The organism is Ruminococcus sp. RTP21484sp1_RTP21281st1_A8_RTP21281_210402 (assembly GCF_040914025.1).
GTDB classification, from domain to species: domain Bacteria; phylum Bacillota; class Clostridia; order Lachnospirales; family Lachnospiraceae; genus Blautia_A; species Blautia_A faecis.
In genome coordinates this window covers 1-19135 of the sequence record NZ_JBCPGE010000053.1, presented here as the reverse complement: position 1 = coordinate 19135, position 19135 = coordinate 1, and the positions used below count along the sequence as shown (strand labels likewise).

Annotated in this window: 14 protein-coding genes; 4 read left to right on the top strand and 10 right to left on the bottom strand. The window is 43.1% G+C overall.

Features of this window, described 5'->3' with window-relative positions; genetic code table 11:
• Window positions 1-92: 92 nt before the first annotated feature.
• From AB5170_RS19080 to AB5170_RS19065, 4 genes are all read right to left on the bottom strand, one after another.
• Complete coding sequence (locus AB5170_RS19080; protein WP_148461004.1) at window positions 93-1127, bottom strand: D-alanine--D-alanine ligase; 1035 nt, start codon at window positions 1125-1127, stop codon at window positions 93-95.
• A gap of 145 nt (window positions 1128-1272) precedes the next feature.
• Complete coding sequence (locus AB5170_RS19075; RefSeq protein WP_195380083.1) at window positions 1273-2673, bottom strand: L,D-transpeptidase family protein; 1401 nt, start codon at window positions 2671-2673, stop codon at window positions 1273-1275.
• A 316-nt stretch (window positions 2674-2989) separates the two neighbouring features.
• Window positions 2990-4270: an aminotransferase gene (locus AB5170_RS19070; protein WP_195380082.1), complete on the bottom strand. Its 1281-nt coding sequence runs from the start codon at window positions 4268-4270 to the stop codon at window positions 2990-2992.
• Window positions 4271-4537: 267 nt separating this feature from the next.
• A complete protein-coding gene (locus AB5170_RS19065; protein WP_173773551.1) occupies window positions 4538-5398 on the bottom strand; it encodes a class I SAM-dependent methyltransferase in 861 nt (286 codons plus the stop codon).
• 326 nt (window positions 5399-5724) lie between these two features.
• On the opposite strand from AB5170_RS19065, the gene AB5170_RS19060 reads away from it, so the two are divergent.
• A complete protein-coding gene (locus tag AB5170_RS19060) occupies window positions 5725-5913 on the top strand; it encodes a hypothetical protein (RefSeq protein WP_118582078.1) in 189 nt (62 codons plus the stop codon).
• A gap of 119 nt (window positions 5914-6032) precedes the next feature.
• Here the strand turns inward: AB5170_RS19060 and AB5170_RS19055 are convergent, their stop codons facing one another.
• From AB5170_RS19055 to AB5170_RS19040, 4 genes are all read right to left on the bottom strand, one after another.
• Window positions 6033-7406, bottom strand: coding sequence for a radical SAM protein (locus tag AB5170_RS19055; protein ID WP_118582075.1), 1374 nt, complete (start codon window positions 7404-7406; stop codon window positions 6033-6035).
• A 12-nt stretch (window positions 7407-7418) separates the two neighbouring features.
• Window positions 7419-8003: an HdeD family acid-resistance protein gene (locus AB5170_RS19050; RefSeq protein ID WP_195380081.1), complete on the bottom strand. Its 585-nt coding sequence runs from the start codon at window positions 8001-8003 to the stop codon at window positions 7419-7421.
• A gap of 165 nt (window positions 8004-8168) precedes the next feature.
• Window positions 8169-8750: a TetR/AcrR family transcriptional regulator gene (locus AB5170_RS19045; protein ID WP_215659916.1), complete on the bottom strand. Its 582-nt coding sequence runs from the start codon at window positions 8748-8750 to the stop codon at window positions 8169-8171.
• Between the two features lie 133 nt (window positions 8751-8883).
• Window positions 8884-11001, bottom strand: coding sequence for an EAL domain-containing protein (locus AB5170_RS19040; RefSeq protein WP_215659914.1), 2118 nt, complete (start codon window positions 10999-11001; stop codon window positions 8884-8886).
• A 459-nt stretch (window positions 11002-11460) separates the two neighbouring features.
• Between AB5170_RS19040 and AB5170_RS19035 the strand changes: the two genes are divergently transcribed.
• Window positions 11461-12156 (top strand): response regulator transcription factor, encoded by a 696-nt coding sequence (locus AB5170_RS19035; RefSeq protein ID WP_148460991.1) that lies wholly within the window; start codon window positions 11461-11463, stop codon window positions 12154-12156.
• 90 nt (window positions 12157-12246) lie between these two features.
• Window positions 12247-15138, top strand: a complete 2892-nt coding sequence (locus tag AB5170_RS19030) for a sensor histidine kinase (RefSeq protein ID WP_368361978.1) — start codon at window positions 12247-12249, stop codon at window positions 15136-15138.
• Window positions 15139-15330: 192 nt separating this feature from the next.
• Here AB5170_RS19030 and AB5170_RS19025 read toward each other — a convergent pair whose 3' ends face one another.
• Window positions 15331-15765, bottom strand: a complete 435-nt coding sequence (locus AB5170_RS19025; protein ID WP_173716837.1) for an Rrf2 family transcriptional regulator — start codon at window positions 15763-15765, stop codon at window positions 15331-15333.
• Window positions 15766-16309: 544 nt separating this feature from the next.
• On the opposite strand from AB5170_RS19025, the gene AB5170_RS19020 reads away from it, so the two are divergent.
• Entirely contained in the window at window positions 16310-17134 is an 825-nt protein-coding gene (locus AB5170_RS19020) for an RNA methyltransferase (protein WP_148460988.1), read from the top strand.
• 43 nt (window positions 17135-17177) lie between these two features.
• Here the strand turns inward: AB5170_RS19020 and AB5170_RS19015 are convergent, their stop codons facing one another.
• A complete protein-coding gene (locus tag AB5170_RS19015; RefSeq protein ID WP_215659910.1) occupies window positions 17178-18857 on the bottom strand; it encodes an AAA family ATPase in 1680 nt (559 codons plus the stop codon).
• Between the last annotated feature and the right edge of the window lie 278 nt (window positions 18858-19135).

The following is a 19135-nucleotide window of genomic DNA, read 5'->3' as shown; positions in this document are numbered from 1 at the left end:
ATAATCTAAACGAAATATGCAAATTAAAGTAATTTCATTTCATATATGCAATAGAACGTATCACGAACGTTCTTTTGACCTGTCTTTTACTATTATTCGTACTTCTTTAATGAAATCCGGATCAGTTCCTCGCAAAGCGTCGGATAATCCATTCCCAGTACCTTCGCCTCCTGAGGAATCAGACTGGTAGGAGTCATTCCCGGAAGGGTATTTGCTTCCAGACAGTACATATCTCCGTTCTCTTTCATCATGAAATCCAGACGGCTGTAGCCGGTAAGTCCCAGTGCTTTCGCTGCCTTCACTGCATTCTCCTGCATTTTTGCTGTAAGCTCCGGAGAAATCTCAGCCGGGCAGGTCTCTACAGTAGAGCCAGCCTGGTATTTATTCTTATAATCATAGAAGCCCTGGATTGGTGCAATTTCAATAATCGGATATGCTTTTTCATCTACAACTGCAACAGAAAATTCACGGCCTTTGATATATTCCTCCACAACAATGTCTGCGCCATACTGGCATGCATCTGTAAGAGCCTCTTCGTACTCTTTCTGGTCATTTACAATATAAACACCTACGCTGGAACCGCCGCAGCTTGTTTTTACAACTACCGGGAACTGCAGGTTATATTTGGCAATGTCTTTCTCCAGATTGTCTCTTGTCATAGTAAAACCGCCTGGTGTAGGCACATTATTCATCAGAAAGACTTCTTTTGTAATGCGCTTATCCATTGCCATGGCGCTGCTGAGATAACCGGTTCCTGTATAACGGATTCCCATCAAGTCAAATGCAGCCTGCACCTTGCCATCCTCACCATTTGCGCCGTGAAGTCCAAGGAACACAATGTCACATTTTTCGCAAAGTTCCAGAACATTTGGTCCGAAAAAGCTTCTGCGTTTTTTCTCCATCTCCTTGATCTGCGGATTGAAGCTGCTCATATACTCTGCTGCCTTTTCCACATCATATTCAGCCGGGAAAGGATTCTCCCAGTCTACATTCTCAACTCCACAGAAAATATCTACAAGTATTGCCTCATGGCCTTTCTGGCGCAGCGCACCGCAGATTCCGGTACCGGATACAATGGAAATCTCTCTCTCCGTACTGGTTCCTCCAGCCAAAACTACTATCTTCATAATCTTATATCTCCTTTTTTGTTCGTAAACGTAACTGTTCAGTTCCTTCACAGTTACACGCTTTGCCATGCACAGAAATCATGCATTCGCATGATTTCGCGCTGAATTTCCCAAAACACCTCGCGGAATATTCTCTACTGAATAGTTACTCATACACAACCACCGGCATGCCAACCTCAATATTTGCATAAATCTCGGCAGCCTTGTCATATGGAACATTTACACATCCATGGGAGCCTTCCCACAGATAAAGATTTCCTCCAAACTCAGACCGCCAGGAAGCGTCGTGGATTCCCACATTTCCTGCAAAAGGCATCCAATAGGTCACATTTGCTTCGTAGTCCTCTCCTGTAAGCACTGCCGGAGATTCCTTGGCATCCAGTGCATAACAGCCTGTAGGAGTGCCACAGCCTTCTATATCCGGATTTCCGCTTACAATAGGTGTGTCCACGATTGGAGTTCCCTTCTGGTAAAAAACAAGACGCTGGTTTGTCAGATCTATCTCCACGTAGGTGGAACCAATATCATTGGTTCCGCGACTATAGCCTGAATACAGATAAACAGGCTCACGAACCTGGGTAACACCGCTTTCGATAGCAGCGATCAGCGCTTTTACTTCTTCGTCCTGATCGATCACCCAGCCGTAATCGCCGCCTTTAATTTCCACCTGGCGATTATCGTAAGTCAGAAAAGTCCTGGTCTGTCCCATAGTATCATATTTCAGTCCAAGGTCTGCCACATACTGCCGCACCAGGTTTTCATCCAGGATCACATTGCCATCCTCATCATAACCGAACCAGTTCTTGATCAGGGTACGGTCCACAGTCTCAGTACGATCAGCAAAGTCATAAGTTATGATCACCTTGACAAGCTGATTCATTTTTTCACAATTGGCTTTCAGCAGCTCATCTGTGCTGTACACCGAAGGCTTCCGGTAGCAGCTCTCGTCCTCCAGATTTACAGAAGTTTTTCCCCGGAGCATGGCTGCGGAAATCACTTCCTCCGTCTTAGTGCGATCCAGAGCATTTCCCACTACTTCCGGAATGATTTCAAAAGTATCTCCGGTATCCTGGATCTGGGCATCCACAGGCTGGACTACATTCTCTGGCTGCATGCATTTCAGATTATCAACAGCCTGCCCCATCAGCTCCACGTTATAGCTGAGGGATTCTGAAATATCATAATTCTTATCCTGGTTAAAAGCAAGAAACCAGGTAAATCGATCCTGATCTTTGATCAACTGCTTCACAATGCCGGTAGACACATAGGAAAGCCCCACATCCTGGGCGGAAATGGCTTCCTGACCGTTTTTCATGGTCTCCACAGCAAGAACATAAGCGCTTACACGCTGGTTCAGAAGGTCCTCGGTGTCTTCCGAAGTCATGTAGGAACAATTAAATCCATTCACCATAGAGCCTGGAAGAAAATGACTGGAAAAGTAGTGCACGCCATATCCATAAGCTCCTGCTGTAAGAAGCAGCAGCAAAACCACAAGTAAAATAATAATCGTTCTTCCTGCGCCTGCTTTTTCCTTATTTTTTGCCATAAATTCCTCCCTGCTTATGATGAATTCTTATTGCCTTTACACGACCACATCTTCTGTTTAACCTTATGCAGGAAATAAACTCCATAGTCGGCATTTATTTATGCCTTCCAAATGCAGACGGGTAAAGACAATAAAAAGCAGATGATTACTGTTCACAGATAACAGTAGATTACTCTGCCTCTTTTTATATGCCAGATCAGGTACTTTTCCTGATCTGGCATGGTTACATTCTATGCGCAAATTTCCGATTTCAGAGCCTGTTTGAAAATTGTGGCTCACCTTTTACGGAAAGGTTGCCGTTCACAGCAACACGCTTTTAGCCGAGAAGTTTTTCTACACTGACAAGCTTCACACAAAGTACGAATACCTGTGCTGCTTTGCCAAGATCCTCAAGTGTAGGGAAGGATGGTGCGATACGGATGTTGGAGTCTTTCGGATCCTTGCCGTATGGATAAGTAGCACCTGCGCCAGTAAGGACAACACCAGCCTCTTTTGCTCTGGCTACAATTGCCTTTGCGCAGCCATCCAGGGAATCAAAAGAAATGAAATATCCGCCGTGGGGCTTTGTCCACTCACCGATTCCAAGTCCGGAAAGTTCTTTGTCAAGCGTATCCAGAACCAGCTCGAATTTCGGGCGGAGGATATCTGCGTGTTTTCTCATGTGGGCGTGAAGTCCGTCAAGATTCTTGAAAAATCTTACGTGACGGAGCTGGTTCAGTTTATCATGACCGATGGTCTGAACCTGCATATATTTGCGAAAATCATCCAGGTTTGCCTTGGAAGCTGCAACGGCAGCGATTCCGGAGCCTGGGAAGCTTACCTTTGAAGTGGATGTAAATTTATAAACAAGATCAGGGTTACCAGCTTTTGCACACTCACCAAGAATTTCAACCAGGAAATCCTGATTATCATCATAGAGATGATGGATGCTGTATGCATTATCCCAGTAAATACGGAAGTCCGGTGCTGCCGGTTTCAGTCTTGCAAAACGCTCTACGGTTTCTTTGGAGTAAGTGTAACCCTGTGGGTTTGAGTATTTCGGAACACACCAGATTCCCTTGATCGCTGCATCTTCACTTACCAGCTTCTCTACCATGTCCATATCCGGTCCCTGTGGAGTCATCGGAACATTGATCATCTCGATTCCGAAAAATTCGGTGATCTTGAAGTGACGGTCATAACCTGGTACCGGACAGAGGAATTTCACCTTGTCAAGTTTGCACCATGGAGTATTTCCCATTACACCCTGAGTCATGGAACGTGCGATACTGTCGAACATAACGTTCAGGCTTGAGTTTCCATATATGATAATGTGTTCCGGATCTACCTCAGACATTTCTCCAAGAAGACGCTTGGCTTCCGGAATACCGTCGATCACACCGTAGTTACGGCAATCTACTCCAGTCTCGCATTTCAGATCTGAATTGCCCTTCAGAACGTCCATCATTTCCATAGAAAGTTCCAGCTGTGCATTGCTTGGCTTTCCTCTTGACATGTCAAGGGCAAGTCCCTGTGCCTTGATCTCTTCAAATTCTTTGTCCAGCTCTTTTTTCAGTGCCAGAAGCTCTTCATGATTCATTTCGGTATATTTTTTCATAAATTCCTCCTTCGGCAATTGCCTGTTTGGTGTATCCTCCTCGTATATCTTTTCCATTTTAGTATGCTAAATTGTCGGTTGTCAAGTGTTTGGCTCTATTTTATATAAAATCCCTCTTAAACCGGTTACTGTTCACTTCGTTCACAGTAACACGCTTCGCGATGCACAGAAATCATGCTTTGCATGATTTCGCGCCGCAACTCTCGGGTTTTCTGTGAACTTTGTTCACAAAAAACACTTCGCGGAATGTTACCAGTGAACAGTAACTTAAACCGCTTCCCATCTTCCAGAAGCACCGCATGGCAATACCAGCCCATTTGACTTCACCGGAAGACCAATTTCCTGGGAATCTACATGTCCCTTATACTTCTTCATCTCTGTTGCCAGCATATAAGTAAGTACAGCCGGAGCAAGTCCGGTGGTGTAGGAATTGATCAGGAAAAACAGGGGATCATCGCTGAGAATCTTTGTGCAAAGCTTCACCAGGGGATGAATGGCATCCTCAATTTTCCAGATTTCGCCTTTTGGTCCTCTTCCATAGGACGGAGGATCCATGATAATTGCGTCATAGTGATTCCCCCGGCGGATTTCACGCTCTACAAACTTCACGCAGTCATCTACCAGCCAGCGGATTGGTGCATCAGCAAGACCACTTGCTGCCGCATTCTCTTTCGCCCAGGTAACCATTCCCTTAGAGGCATCTACGTGTGTAACGGATGCACCTGCGGCTGCCGCCGCAAGAGTTGCACCACCTGTATAAGCAAACAGATTCAGAACCTTGATCGGTCTGCCAGCCTTGCGGATCTTGTCTCCAAACCAGTCCCAGTTTGCTGCCTGCTCCGGGAAAAGACCGGTGTGCTTGAAGCTGAATGGTTTCAGATGGAACGTAAGATTCTTGTAATGAAGATCCCACTGCTGGGGCAGATCAAAGAACTCCCATTCACCGCCTCCCTTGGAGCTGCGGTGATAGTGTGCGTTCATCTTGCGCCATCCTGGCTCTGTCTTCGGTGTATCCCAGATTACCTGCGGATCCGGACGGACAAGGAGATATTTCCCCCATCTCTCCAGTTTCTCGCCGCAGGAAGTATCAATTACTTCGTATTCTTTCCAGCCATTTGCTATCCACATTTTATTTTTACCTCATTTTCTATTATTTCGCACAAAAGTCCTAAATGTCATCCATGAATCATATCTGTATAAGTAAAATCATGAATCATTTATAGCACGAATGCGGACAACCCCTGGGAATCGCCACAAACGCAATGTAACTGACTTTCATTTCGCCTAATATCAAAGAACAAATTTATGATAGCAGAAAACTGTACCCACGTCAATTTTGTTCATCTTCTTCCCTGAAAAAGTGCCCAAAAATCTGCCTCACTTTTTTCGGATTTTTCCCATTGAACCACATATTTTTTCGCACTATAATCACATTAAAAAGGAGCGTGATTCAAATGTCAGAAAAGACTACCGATAATAAACTTCCTTACACCTGTACCTCCGCCTACGACCGCAACGCCTGCAAGGGCTGCGTCTGTTCCACCTGCTATGAACAGGAATTCTGCGACAGGTGCAGCAGCTGCGAAAATCAGTCGAAGCGCAAGGAGCGCTGCAATGCTTATGAGGGTGCATACAATTATTAGTCCTCTGTTTTTTGCTCCTCATGCACAAAAAGTCTGAGTACAGATGCCGTTGCAAGTGACATACTATACTCAGACTTTATTATGAAATCATTCTTTCTGCATATTCCTGCAGCAAACTATCAGCATCTGGCTTTTTCTGCCTTTTCCTTCTGTCTCTCATCCCACAGCTGATCTGCTCTCTCTTTCCAGCAGGCTGCATATTTATCACATTTGCCGCAAAGATGCTCTGCACTCTCCGGTGACTGAAGATCAGTGGATTTCGCGCCGGTCTCTGCAACTAATTTACGCAGGATCTCCGGATTCTCCAGCATTGGACATGGACGAAGCATGTTCTCGTTGAAAGGCTGGTTATCATGATAAGCCTGGAAAATCGGGCTCTTCAGTGCGTCCAGAAGAGAAGTATCTTTGATATTGCAGTTTGAATAATGGATGAATACACAAGGCTCCACATCACCATTTGCATTAATATGCAGATAATGTCTTCCACCTGCAATACATCCATGTACAAATTCAGCATCATTCTGGAAATCCAGCGTAAAGATTGCTTTTGTGCTTCTGAATTTACGAATTGCATGATACATTTCTTCTCGCTGGTCCGGTGTCAGAAGAAGCTCCGGTGAAGCATCATTTCCAACTGGCATGTAATGGAAGAACCATGCAAATAATGCACCACAGTCAATCAGCTTGTCAAAATATTCCTCACTGCTTACACTGTCTACGTTCATGCCTGTATAGCAGGTGGAAACTCCAAATGGAAGACCTCTGTCCTTCAACAGTTTCATTGCATGCATAACCTTCTGATAGATTCCCTCTCCACGGCGTCCGTCGTTGGCTTCCTCGGAACCTTCCAGACTGAATGCCGGAACGAAGTTCTTTACTCTTAAGATTTCATCACAGAATTCCTCATCGAAAAGTGTCCCGTTTGAGAAGGAAAGGAACTCACAATCCGGATGCATCTCACAAAGTTTAATAAGATCCTTCTTACGTACAGTAGGTTCACCACCGGTATAAATATACATGTAAACACCAAGCTCTTTACCCTGTCTGATAATGGAGTCAATGGTCTCCAGATCCAGGTTCAGCTTGTGACCATACTCTGCTGCCCAGCATCCTGTGCAATGCAGATTACAGGCACTTGTAGGATCCAGAAGGATTGCCCACGGAACATTGCAATTGTTCTGTGCAGCAACCTCTTCCTGTCTTGCACTTCCCTTTAAGCTGGCATTTACAATAAAGTTCTGGAAAAATACTTTTCGAACACCTGGATCCAGCTGATACAGGTTCATGATCAGCTTATACCAGTTGCTGTCTGTGTCCTGGATTGCATTACGAATGGCATCTCTCTGACCTTTATACCAGTCCTGCGGAGTGAATTTATCTACCAGCTCCATCAGCTTCGGAATGTTTGTCTCCGGATCCTTTTCCAGATATTCTAATGCTTTTGTTACAGCACCTTCCATAGCGGCCTGTTTTGCTTTATCAATCAGTTTCATAATGCTCCTCCTTTAAATTTCTCTGAATTCATCTTCCCAGACTACATTTTCATTCTCACGGATTTTCACAGTGTATACTACCACGCAAAGCTTCAGTATTCCCTCCAGCAGAAATGCCACGCCTGTAAAAACCACAGTCAGCTTTGCACCTCCTGCCGGATCAACAAGAAGAAGCATTCCAAATATTCCGGTTGCTACTGCGATAAGCAAAACTGCCCACCAGAGCTTCAAGCCGAATTTTTTCGCTTCCACTGACATTTGGATCCGAAGCAATGCATCGGTCAGAATCACCAGACCGAAAATCACGAAAATCAGTCTTAGTATGGCTTCCCTTCTCACCAGAATCAGAATTCCAACTGCAATCATGAGAATTCCAAAGCCAAGGTCAAATTGAAAAGCCAGACAGTAAAAATCTCTGGAAAAATATCCGATTATTTTTATAATTCCATCTGCAATAAACAGAATTCCTGCAAGAACACAAATTATTTTCACGGCTTTTTCCGGAACAGCCATCAAAAAAATTCCCAAAGCACAGAAAACAACTGCTATCACTATATATCCATTTCGTGCTATTTTCAAAGTTCCTGACGAATTCATTCTGATTCTCCTTTCTGCTTTTCATGGATTTATTATAGTAAGATAAATTTCAAAAAGGAACGGACAAAAAAAGGACTGTGTCTGAAATTCAGACACAATCCTGTATTTGCCTAAAAGCTTACCGCATTTCCATTCTCCGAGGAAAAAAGCAGATTTATAAATTCCCTATACGATTTTCAGATAAGCAGGTTTGGTTCCTGCCGCCTTTTCCAATGTTTTCTCAAAAGTATTTTCATAGAGTTCACGCAGCTTCCCTGCATATTCTGTCAGATCATAAGACATCCTGTGATCCATCCAGTCCAGAATCACTCCGATCATTACACATTTATAAAAATGCATGAGCACCTTCATATCTTCTTTTTCCATAATTTCTTCTTTAAAATTATGTACGATATACTGCTTTATAACATACTGGCACATTTTATCCAGTGCACTGGTAAACGTTTCTCTCTGCACGGAACAGTAAATATGGAGCATGGCCTTCTTGTTCTCTCCGATCAGCTTCACCAGTACCTCAAGGCATTCCAGCATAGAATCCACTTCCACCGGATGTTCAAAAGCGTTGTCTACTTCCCGAAGAAGAGCTGATTCCACAACATCAGAAATATCGCGGAAATGATAATAGAAAGTATTCCGGTTCACACCGCAGCGCTCCACAATATCCTTCACTGTAATTTTCGCAAGAGGTTTCTCATTAAGCAGTTCAAACAAAGTCCTGATAATAATTTCTTTCGTAAAACCAGACATTTTCTCACCTGTCATCTTGAAATGAAGCCGTAAAAAAGCCTAATCGGCTATGTTTCCGGCTTGTTAAGTTATTATCACAGATTATGCCACAAACCAATTTAAAATGCAAGGACAACGCGCCCTTGCATTTACATTAATTTCCCCTGTTCTGATAAAACATCAATTTCTGGAACTGATTCATTTCTTCGGATACGTCCCGGACAGCTCCATAAAACATTTTATGTCCATCCTGTTCTCTCAGGAAAAATGCTTTGATATTTATCCATATATACTGACCGTCTTCTCTTCTGCGGCGCACAGTTCCCTCTGCACCTTCAGCCAGTCTCTGGAAAGACCGTTGGAAAATATTCTGCATTTTTTTCCTGTCATCCGGGTGTATTGCCTCCATAACCTGAACATTCTCTGCCAGATCCACAGGATCCTGTCCAACCAGCAGACAGTATTTATCATTTACCTGCAGCAATTCTACATTATTACAATATACATCATAAATGGCAATTGGTCCAAGAATATTATTCAGTATGCTGTCACTTGCCAGCTCAGACTGAAACAGATCCTTGAAACGTACATGCTCAATTTTTCGTGCCTGAATCCCCCGGTAATCCACATTATTCTCATCATTGAGAAGTACTTTTATTTCTTCAACCGGAAGAGGCTTGTAGAAGAAATAACCCTGGCCATAAATACAGCCCATATTCAGCAGATAATTGATCTGGTCTTCCGTCTCAACGCCCTCTGCGATCATGCGAAGTCCCATAATATTTGCCATTCTGGTAACAGCCTCAAGAATTCCCATTCCCTTGTCCATGGTATTCTCATCCATTTTCAGGAACTTCATGTCAATCTTCAGAACGTCTACATTTACATCCTTCAGCATATTCAAAGAAGAATATCCGCTTCCAAAATCATCCATCAGAACGGTAAAGCCTGCATTTCGCAGTGCCTCTGCCACACCGGTAATCACCTTATATTCTTCTACATAAGCACTTTCTGTAATCTCCAGCTCTACATATTCCGGCGGAAGCCCATATTTGCGAACCAGATTTTTAAAATGCTCTACTACATCAATTGCATAAATATCCACACTGGATACATTGACAGAAATAGGAATTACCTTGTGTCCGCTTTTTATCCAGTCCTGCAGCGTCTGGCAAACCTGCTCCCACACCTTCATGTCCAGTTCTGTGATCAGTCCGTTACTCTCCATAACCGGAATAAAATATCCAGGTGCCACAATTCCCTTCTCAGGATGCTTCCAGCGCACCAGAGATTCCAGTCCGACGATCTTACCTGTGTTCAGATTACATTTCGGCTGAAGATAGTAGATAAACTCATCTCTTTCCAGACCGGCCTGCACTTCAGCAAGGAGCACATGATTATTCTCCAGGCGTGTCTTCATATCTGAGCTGTAATAAGCACAGCGTACAGCATAATTTCCCTTTACTGTCTCCTGCGCAAGAATTGCCCGGTCATACATCTGTGAAGCACTGAGACTGATATCATCAATTACATAAAAACCAAAAGCAGGAAGGAATCCGGTATGTCCACCGTATGCACGCACAAATCCGGTAATACGGCATTTCAGATTTTCGAGAACTTTTTCATCATTTGGAAGAACAATTACAAAGTCATCCCCACCCATATATCCGGCAATCCCGCCAAATTCCTGACGCATTTTATTAAGATGCGCCCCGATTTCTCTCAGGAGCTTGTCTCCTGCCACCTGACCATACCATTCGTTAAAAAGCTTAAAATGTTCAATATCAATGGCTACCAGACAGTATTTCCCTGCCGCAGCTTCATTTATTCTGAGAAAGGTTTCTGTCTGTGTAAAAAAAGGAATTCTGGCAAATAAACCTGTAAGCTTATTCTTCTCCGTCTTGCCCGGGTTTCTCCGTTCCAGGATCTCCTTCTTCATATTTACAAAACGGCAAAGATTATCCATATCTTCCTCGTAAATATCCTTTGCCAAAATTACATGACAGTTCCTTGCTCCCGGCCACTCGACCTCTCCGGCATTGATTTTCAGCCATTTCCTCTGATCTTCATTATAGAATAAATCGGTCTTCCGGTTCGGATGTGCCAACGGGCAATTACGACAGGGCTTCTCTCTTCCCCGAAACTTCTCATAACAGATCTCTCCGGGCTCAAAATCCGAAAACTGTTTCATCAGTGCTTTACTCATATACTGAATTCGATATGACTCATCTACTATGTATGTAATTGTCTCAGTTCTCTTCTCCTGTCTCATACGCGTCCTTTTCCATTTCTGAATGTAAATCCAACGATTAAAACTATTAAAAATATTATAAGCTATTCCTTTTCAATACGCAACAGGTCAACTCGCGAAAGTTTTTCTGTTTTTTTTAGGCATAATGACACATATTACGATAAAGCTAAGAAATACTCCCGCCAGAAAACAATAGAATCTATTGGCTGGCTGGATGAATTGGAAAAACAGTATGATGACCCTATTGCTCACTTTCAAAAAAGAGTGGAGCAGCTAAAAGCTGACAAAAGCCGACAATATTGTTGCATTTAGCGGGGCTTTCTTTTACACTTATATTTATCGGACAAGTACGTTTTTACACAGTGCAGTGTATCCATAAGCTTACGTACAATATTTTCATAAGAATATCTTAAGATTTTACCCCTTTCATCTTAAATTTTGTCTGATACCTTATATATTACAGGGGAGGTGAAAAAGAAAATGGCAACAATTCTTGTATGTGATGATGATAAAGATATTGTAGAAGCCATCAGCATTTATCTGGAACAGGAAGGTCACCAGATTCTAAAGGCTTACGATGGACAACAGGCACTTTTGGTTTTACAGAAAAATGAGGTAGATCTGTTGATCATCGACGTAATGATGCCGAAGCTGGATGGCATCAGGGCAACTTTGAAAATCAGGGAGGAACATTCTCTTCCTATTATTATTCTTTCAGCAAAGTCCGAGGATGCAGATAAAATTCTTGGATTGAATGTTGGAGCTGACGATTACGTAACCAAGCCCTTTAGTCCTTTAGAGCTGATTGCCAGGGTTCGTTCCCAGCTTCGAAGATATACCCAGCTGGGTGCAGCGGTTTCCTGTGAAAGTCAGCATATTTATACAACCGGCGGGCTGACGGTGAATGACGATCAGAAAGAAGTTCAGGTGGATGGCGAAACCCTGAGGCTTACGCCAATTGAATATAATATTCTGCTTCTTCTCATAAAGAATCAGGGCCGGGTATTTTCCATCAATCAAATTTATGAAAATATCTGGAATGAAGAAGCAATTGCGGCAGATAACACAATTGCCGTGCATATCCGGCATATCCGGGAAAAGATTGAGATCAATCCCAAGGAGCCCAGGTATTTAAAAGTTGTCTGGGGACTTGGATATAAAATTGAAAAGCTTTGATTAAAAGTATTTGAAAGATTCGCTATTGAATATGCCAAATGGCGTTACCAATACGATAAGCAGCACATTATCAAGAAAGGGATTAATCATATGGAAAAGAAAAAATGGCACCGCAGCCCTGGTATCAAAGGGCTTTTGCTCCTATTTCAATATATTTTTCTGGGAGCTGTAATCTTCTCAGGTTTATTTTTAATTACCTCTTTGGCACATGGTCTGAGGCTTTCTGATTCCGGGAAAGATTATCTGGATTCCACGGCATTTGCCAATACCCTCTACGACGCAGCCTATGACGTGATGTACGGAATTTCTGTTACATTTCCCTATACTAATGTATCCTGGAAAGGCCTTGCCCAAAATGAAGCTTCCCAGTCATCTGACAAAAATGCCTCATCTGAGGCTCACGCTTCTTTAAATCAGACATCTGCATCCCAAGTAGTTGATCTTAATGAAATTGCCAACGATGAAGAAATCTCTTTTCAAAACACCTCCGGTCTGGCCTATTCAGTTTCAGACCTGGAAAAATGGGCGCAGGACTTTGATACCTCCAGTGGAAATCCCATTGTGATCTGCCACCAGGCTTCTTCTGCCGGCGAGTCACTTTCCCGGCATTATTATTATGTTCAGGATTTTCTGGAAAAAATTGACAGCGGAGAACTGGATTTTTCTGTGGATATGGAGTATTACGGATTCAGTGACTCTGCAACTGAAATAGCATCCTACGATGAAAATCTCAAACAGCTTATCGAAGACATCAAAGACGACATGCAATATGGTGTAATGGATGATCTTTCCGGCATTCAGATCACATCCGGGGGCGGCAAAGTGCTCTATGATTCCATCTCCCTCTATGATGGATATTATGAACCAACAGAGGCTTATCCGCCCCAAGGCGCAGACAGCATTCTGGATGTTCTAAATTCCAATGCCAAATGGAACGACCGCATAGATGAGGCTTTCGAATCTCTTTACAGCCTTCTTTCCAGAACTGACTTTTATATCCAGCAGGAGCAGATTCTGAAAAATTATTCCCAGGGTCACTCCAACATGAGTTACATTTACATTAACGAGGATGACGGACAGGTTATTTCCAATAACAGCAAGCTGAAAGCCCAGCTGGGCTATACCTTGGAACGCAGTGTAACACACGCTGATTCAGCCATAGAAAATCCTACAGCTGACAATATGGGGGGCACCATCGATTATTGCACAAAACTGACAGATCTTTTAAAATCTATAAATGGTATTTCCTATGTTCTTATCCAATATCAACCAGATGGATTTACCAGCAACCTGGCAGGGCTCAGGAAATACAATACTTTCCCCGGAAACAATGTTACCTGCGACTCCTGGAAGGAGGTGGCAAACTCCCTGCTGCCAGCAGTAAACAGCAATTTCATCTTTGCCGCCTATGTGGATCAGGCATTTCCTGTTTCCGATACCTTTGCCACTGACAAAACATTTTTTGAAAACTATTCCAGATATCAGAAGCCGGTATTTCTTTTCTTCCTGCTGTGCGGCTTTCTTTTCCTGGCTGCGTTTGTATGGCTAACAGCAATTGCCGGAAGAAAAAACAGCGACCAAAAGCTGCACCTTTGCTTTTTTGACCGCTGGCCAACCGAGCTTTCTGCAGGACTGATTCTGCTTGCATGGTTTCCTGTCCTGATATTCCTTTTACAATGCCTGTCCTTTGCAGACTATCAGACTGACCGACTGCGTGCCACATCGCTCCTTGATGTGAGTCTGTTGCTGAAGCTTATGATTCTGGGGCTTTACACTTTATTCTGGTTCCAGATTGGCTACCTTAGCCTGGTACGGCGGATCAAGGCAAAGCAGCTCTGGAAAAACAGCATCCTGCGCCGTCTTCTTGTCCTGACCTCCAGACTGATTCATTCAGCCAGTCACAAGCTTCACGCCCTTGCTGATCTCTACTCCAGAAACACTGCTGCCAGACTGAAAGCAACCTTCGCTTTTCTTTGCTTTCTTTTCATCAAATATATAATCTGCGGTCCCTTACTTGGCAGCATGCAGCTGTTCTTTTTCTTCAGCTGTCTGGCTGATCTTTTGATACTGCTATATGTCATTACAAAAGCCTGCAGCAGAGAACAGATCATAAAAGGACTGAGAGAAATTTCCAATGGAAACCTGCAATATAAAATTCCTCTGGAACGGCTTTGGGGCGATGATAAACATATTGCAGAATATATTAATAACATTGGAAGCGGTCTTGACGCAGCCGTAGAAAACAGTGTGAAAAATGAGCGGATGAAAACCGAGCTGATCACCAACGTTTCCCACGATCTGAAGACCCCGCTGACTTCCATTATCAGCTACGTTGATCTTCTGAAACGTGAGAATTTTACAGATCCGAAAGTCCTGGAATATCTGGATATTCTGGAAGCCAAGGCAGCCCGGCTGAAGGTACTCACAGAGGATGTTGTAGAAGCCTCCAAGGCCAGCACCGGAAATCTGACACTGAACATGAATAATCTTGATTTCGTAGAAATGCTCCATCAGGTAATCGGAGAGTTCGAGGAGCGTTTCGAAGAACACCATCTTACCATGATGGTACATTTTCCAGATGAACCTTCTGTAATCTATGCAGATGGCCAGCGGCTGTGGCGTGTATTGGAAAATATTTTCGGAAATGTAACAAAATATGCCATGGAAGACACCCGGGTTTACGCGGAAGTAATGAACGCCCACGGTCAGGTGGTTTTCACCCTGAAAAATATTTCCGCCCAGCCGTTAAATTTCGCTGCCGAGGAACTTACCGAGCGTTTCGTCCGCGGTGACGTAGCCCGTGGCACCGAGGGAAGCGGGCTTGGACTTAGCATTGCCAAAAGTCTTACTGAGCTCCAGGGCGGCAAATTCCAGCTTTACCTGGATGGGGATTTATTCAAAGTGACTATCACCTTCCAGGCGCAGAATTCCAAGTGCACTGACGCAGAAGTCCCTGCTCAGCCCAAGCCGGAAGCGAGATGATTTTTATCATATGCAGCTATAAAAATAGCAGCAGTAAGCGATTTGTTGTTACTGTTCACTCCGTTCACAGTAACACGCTTCGCGATGCACAGAAATCATGCTTTGCATGATTTCGCGCCGCAACTCTCGGGTTTTCTGTGAACTTTGTTCACAAAAAACACCTCGCGGAATGTTACCAGTGAACAGTAACCTTTAGATCACATAATCATCTGCACTTGCAGCCTGCCAGTCCAGAAGATCTCCCAGTGTAATATTATCTACCACCTCATTGATGGCATCATCAATCTTCTTCCAGAGAATACGGGTAACACAAGCATCCCCTTTCTCACAGCCGGCTCCATCCGGTGCTACACAGTCTACCGGTGACAGGCAGCCCTCGGTAAGTCTGAGGATCATGCCCACGGTGTACTCCTCTGGTCTGCGTTGCAGTAAATAGCCGCCCTGTGGTCCTCTGACACTCTTCACATATCCGGCCTTGTTCAGCACGGAAATGATCTGCTCCAGATATTTCTCGGAAATTTCCTGTCTACGTGCTACATCTTTCAGCCGGATCGGCTCTCCATTGTCATTGGTAGCCAGATCAAGCATTAACTTTATTGCATATCTACCCTTAGTGGATATTCTCATCTTCATTCCTCCTGCTCTGTGATTCTGCAAATGCAAAATCACTCTACAGAAGATTATACCTTCTAATTCCTATTATTTCAATAGGAAATTACCTTTTTATTCGCAGATAATCCAGTATTCCGGAAATAGTTATCGTCTGCGCATGAGCCGCTGCGCGAACTGATAAGCTGGTTCGCAATGTGAACTTTTTCTCACTCTCTGATGTTCCCTCATAAATTACCGGAACTGCTGTGTCGTCATAAGGCTGTCAAGAGTTTCAACTGCCTGATCATTCTGGATGATTTTAAACGTGACATCCTTTTCCCCATCAATTGGCGAGTAATAACAGCAGTCCCTAAAATTCTAATTTTTCTCATATCGTTTCCTTTCCCGGGCTAGAGCGTGTTTGACAAAATATACCGCCAAGCGAGGCGTGTCGATTGCAGAAATATGCTGAAAAAAGAATCGCAATTTACCTGTCTTTCCCTTATAATAATGCTGATAATAAAATGCTTTATCAAACAAGTATCATTTAAAAAGCACTTGAAAAACAGGAGAAAACGAAATGAGTAACCGAATTGAGATAACAGATTTCACTGCCCCAGAGCTGGATGTTTACGCCAGAATCCCGGAGGTGCAGCTTCTACGATTCTATGAGCCCAAACCAGGACTTTTTATCGCAGAAAGCCCAAAGGTAATCCAACGCGCGGCCAATGCCGGATATCAGCCGGTTTCTTTTTTAGTTCAACACAAGGATCTGGAAAAAGAAGGAAAAGAATTGTTACAAAAGTTCCCGGGAATTCCGGTTTATACAGCAGATTATGAGGTACTTGTAAAGCTTACAGGCTTTGCACTTACCCGTGGAATGCTTTGTGCCATGACTCGCCGGGACCTTCCCTCTGTGGAAGATATCTGCAAAAATGCCCGCCGTATCGCCATTCTGGAAAATGTAGTGAACCCAACCAATATCGGAGCCATTTTTCGTTCAGCTGCCGCGCTTCATATGGATGCGGTTCTTCTCACCCCAGGCTGTTGTGATCCTCTTTACCGCAGAGCCACCCGGGTAAGTATGGGTACTGTTTTTCAGATTCCATGGACTTATTTTCATAAAAAAGTGTCCTGGCCGGAAGCTGGAATGGAGCAGCTTCGCTCTCTCGGATTTAAAACTGTAGCAATGGCTCTTCGGAACGATTCCATCAGCATTGACGCCCCAGCCCTTCAAGCCGAAGAAAAACTGGCGATTATCCTTGGAGCTGAAGGAGACGGACTGGTGGATGCAACCATCACCGGCTGCGATTACACAGTAAAAATCCCCATGTCCCATGAAGTGGATTCCCTGAATGTAGCTGCCGCAAGTGCTGTGGCTTTCTGGGAACTTGGAAAAAGGTGAGGGAATGCTTCCTCACCTTTTCCAGAGCGTGTTTAAACAGGTTCTAAGACTCCAGCATTTTCACCAGACATTCCTTTTTATAAAATGAGATTCCATAACAAAAGATATCTTTATACCTGTCCTTATAATCCTCTGCATACTTTCTCTCTTTCATCTGCGCCAGTGCTTTATCACAATCTTTATTTAACTGTTTCATGCTTTGCGAATATTTTACTTCGAAAATCGCTACCTTTCCATTGGCTTTATCAATAATCACAAGATCTGGTCTTCCCAATCCATGCTCTTTGTTCGATTCAATCTGTTCACCAGCTCCCATAAAAATGCCTGTGAGAAACGCATGATAGAAGTCTTCTTTATAATCATGATAACTGATGGTATTCCACAGCAATAGATTCATTTCTCTGGTTATAATTTCTGGTTTTTGATTCCAGAGAGCCTGAAAAATCGCTGTTCGATTCCATTTTTTCACACTGTCAGCAAACCATTTCATTACCGTAGTTTCAAAAATTTCTCTTATTTCCGCATTTGGTATCTTTAATGCTTTGGTATCCGGTGAAAATGCAGTTTTCCCTTCTGAAATCCGCGCTTCTGTCAGATAACCAGTCATGTAAAGAATACTCCAAAGATTACTTTCGGATGAATGCAAATAATCATAAGTCAGGTTCTCATCAATATCCTGAAGAATATATCCACCAGAAAGCAATGTTTCCATTTTGTCCGTAATGCTATTGCCTGCAAAATCGATGAAAGAGCGGATAATTGCGTTGTCACTGGTATTTTTCCAATAACTGACTGGCTGCGCTTTGGGATTTCTCTGAAGTTCCCGCAAATAATTCATAACATCCCACGGGCAGTACACATCAATTTCTCCCATATGATATCCATCGTACCATTCCTTCATCTGCTTTGCATACTGCACTGTCCCTGTATCTTCCAGGATTTTGTTGACCTCCTGCTGGGTAAATCCGAAATATTCATTGAATCCGGTATTTGCAATCGTATCTGTAACAAAGTTATTTGTCCCTGTAAAAATGCTCTCTTTTGCAATCTGCAGACAGCCTGTGATAACAGCAAATTTCAATGAAGTATTATCTTTTAATGCAGTACTCATCATACCTCTGATAATTTCCAGCATTTGCTGGTAATATCCTTTGCTGCTGGCTTTTGCTATAGGAACGTCATATTCATCTATAAGCAAAATCATCTGCTTATGGTAATAATTCTCGAGCAGACGCATAAGCAGACTAAGAGATCTGATAACCAAAATTTTGCTTCCCTCACCAGATTTCAGAAGTTTAAAGCGTTTACGATCTTCTTCATCAATTTCTTCGCTTTCCAGCAAAAAACTGTATTTCTGATACAAATCAGAGATGGTAAATACCAGCTGGTCATACGCACTTGCAAAATCAAGTCCATCTATATCTTTAAATGTCAAAAAAATAGTAGGCCACTTATTCAACCATTTTTCACAAAGCTCGTGATTTCTTGAAATTTCAAGCCCTTCAAATAATTTCTGACTCTCATTTCGAACATTAAAGAAATAGTAGAGCATGCTCATGCCCAATGTTTTCCCAAATCGTCTCGGTCTGGTAATCAATGTTACTTTCGCTGCACCATCGGTTAGGAGTTCAGATATGAAACCGCTTTTATCAATATAATAGTTATTATTCTCACGTATCTCTTTAAAATCAGAGATACCTACTGGAATATTAGGATTTCCCATATGCCCTTCCTTCCTAAACAGATATTTTTTATATAAACATGATAACACAGCAGTATAGTTTCAGCAAATAAAAAAACGATAACCAAATGGTTACCGTCTCATTTACTGTACCTTCAAAACTACATACATGTTACATCCTAATGGAATCATTTTACCTCTGCGTGAGTCCGGCAGCTACTTTGCAACCGCCTTTCTCATTTCTTGGTCAAGCCCTCACCCTATTAGTAACAGTCAGCTCCATGTGTTACCACACTTCCACCCCTGCCCTATCTACCTCG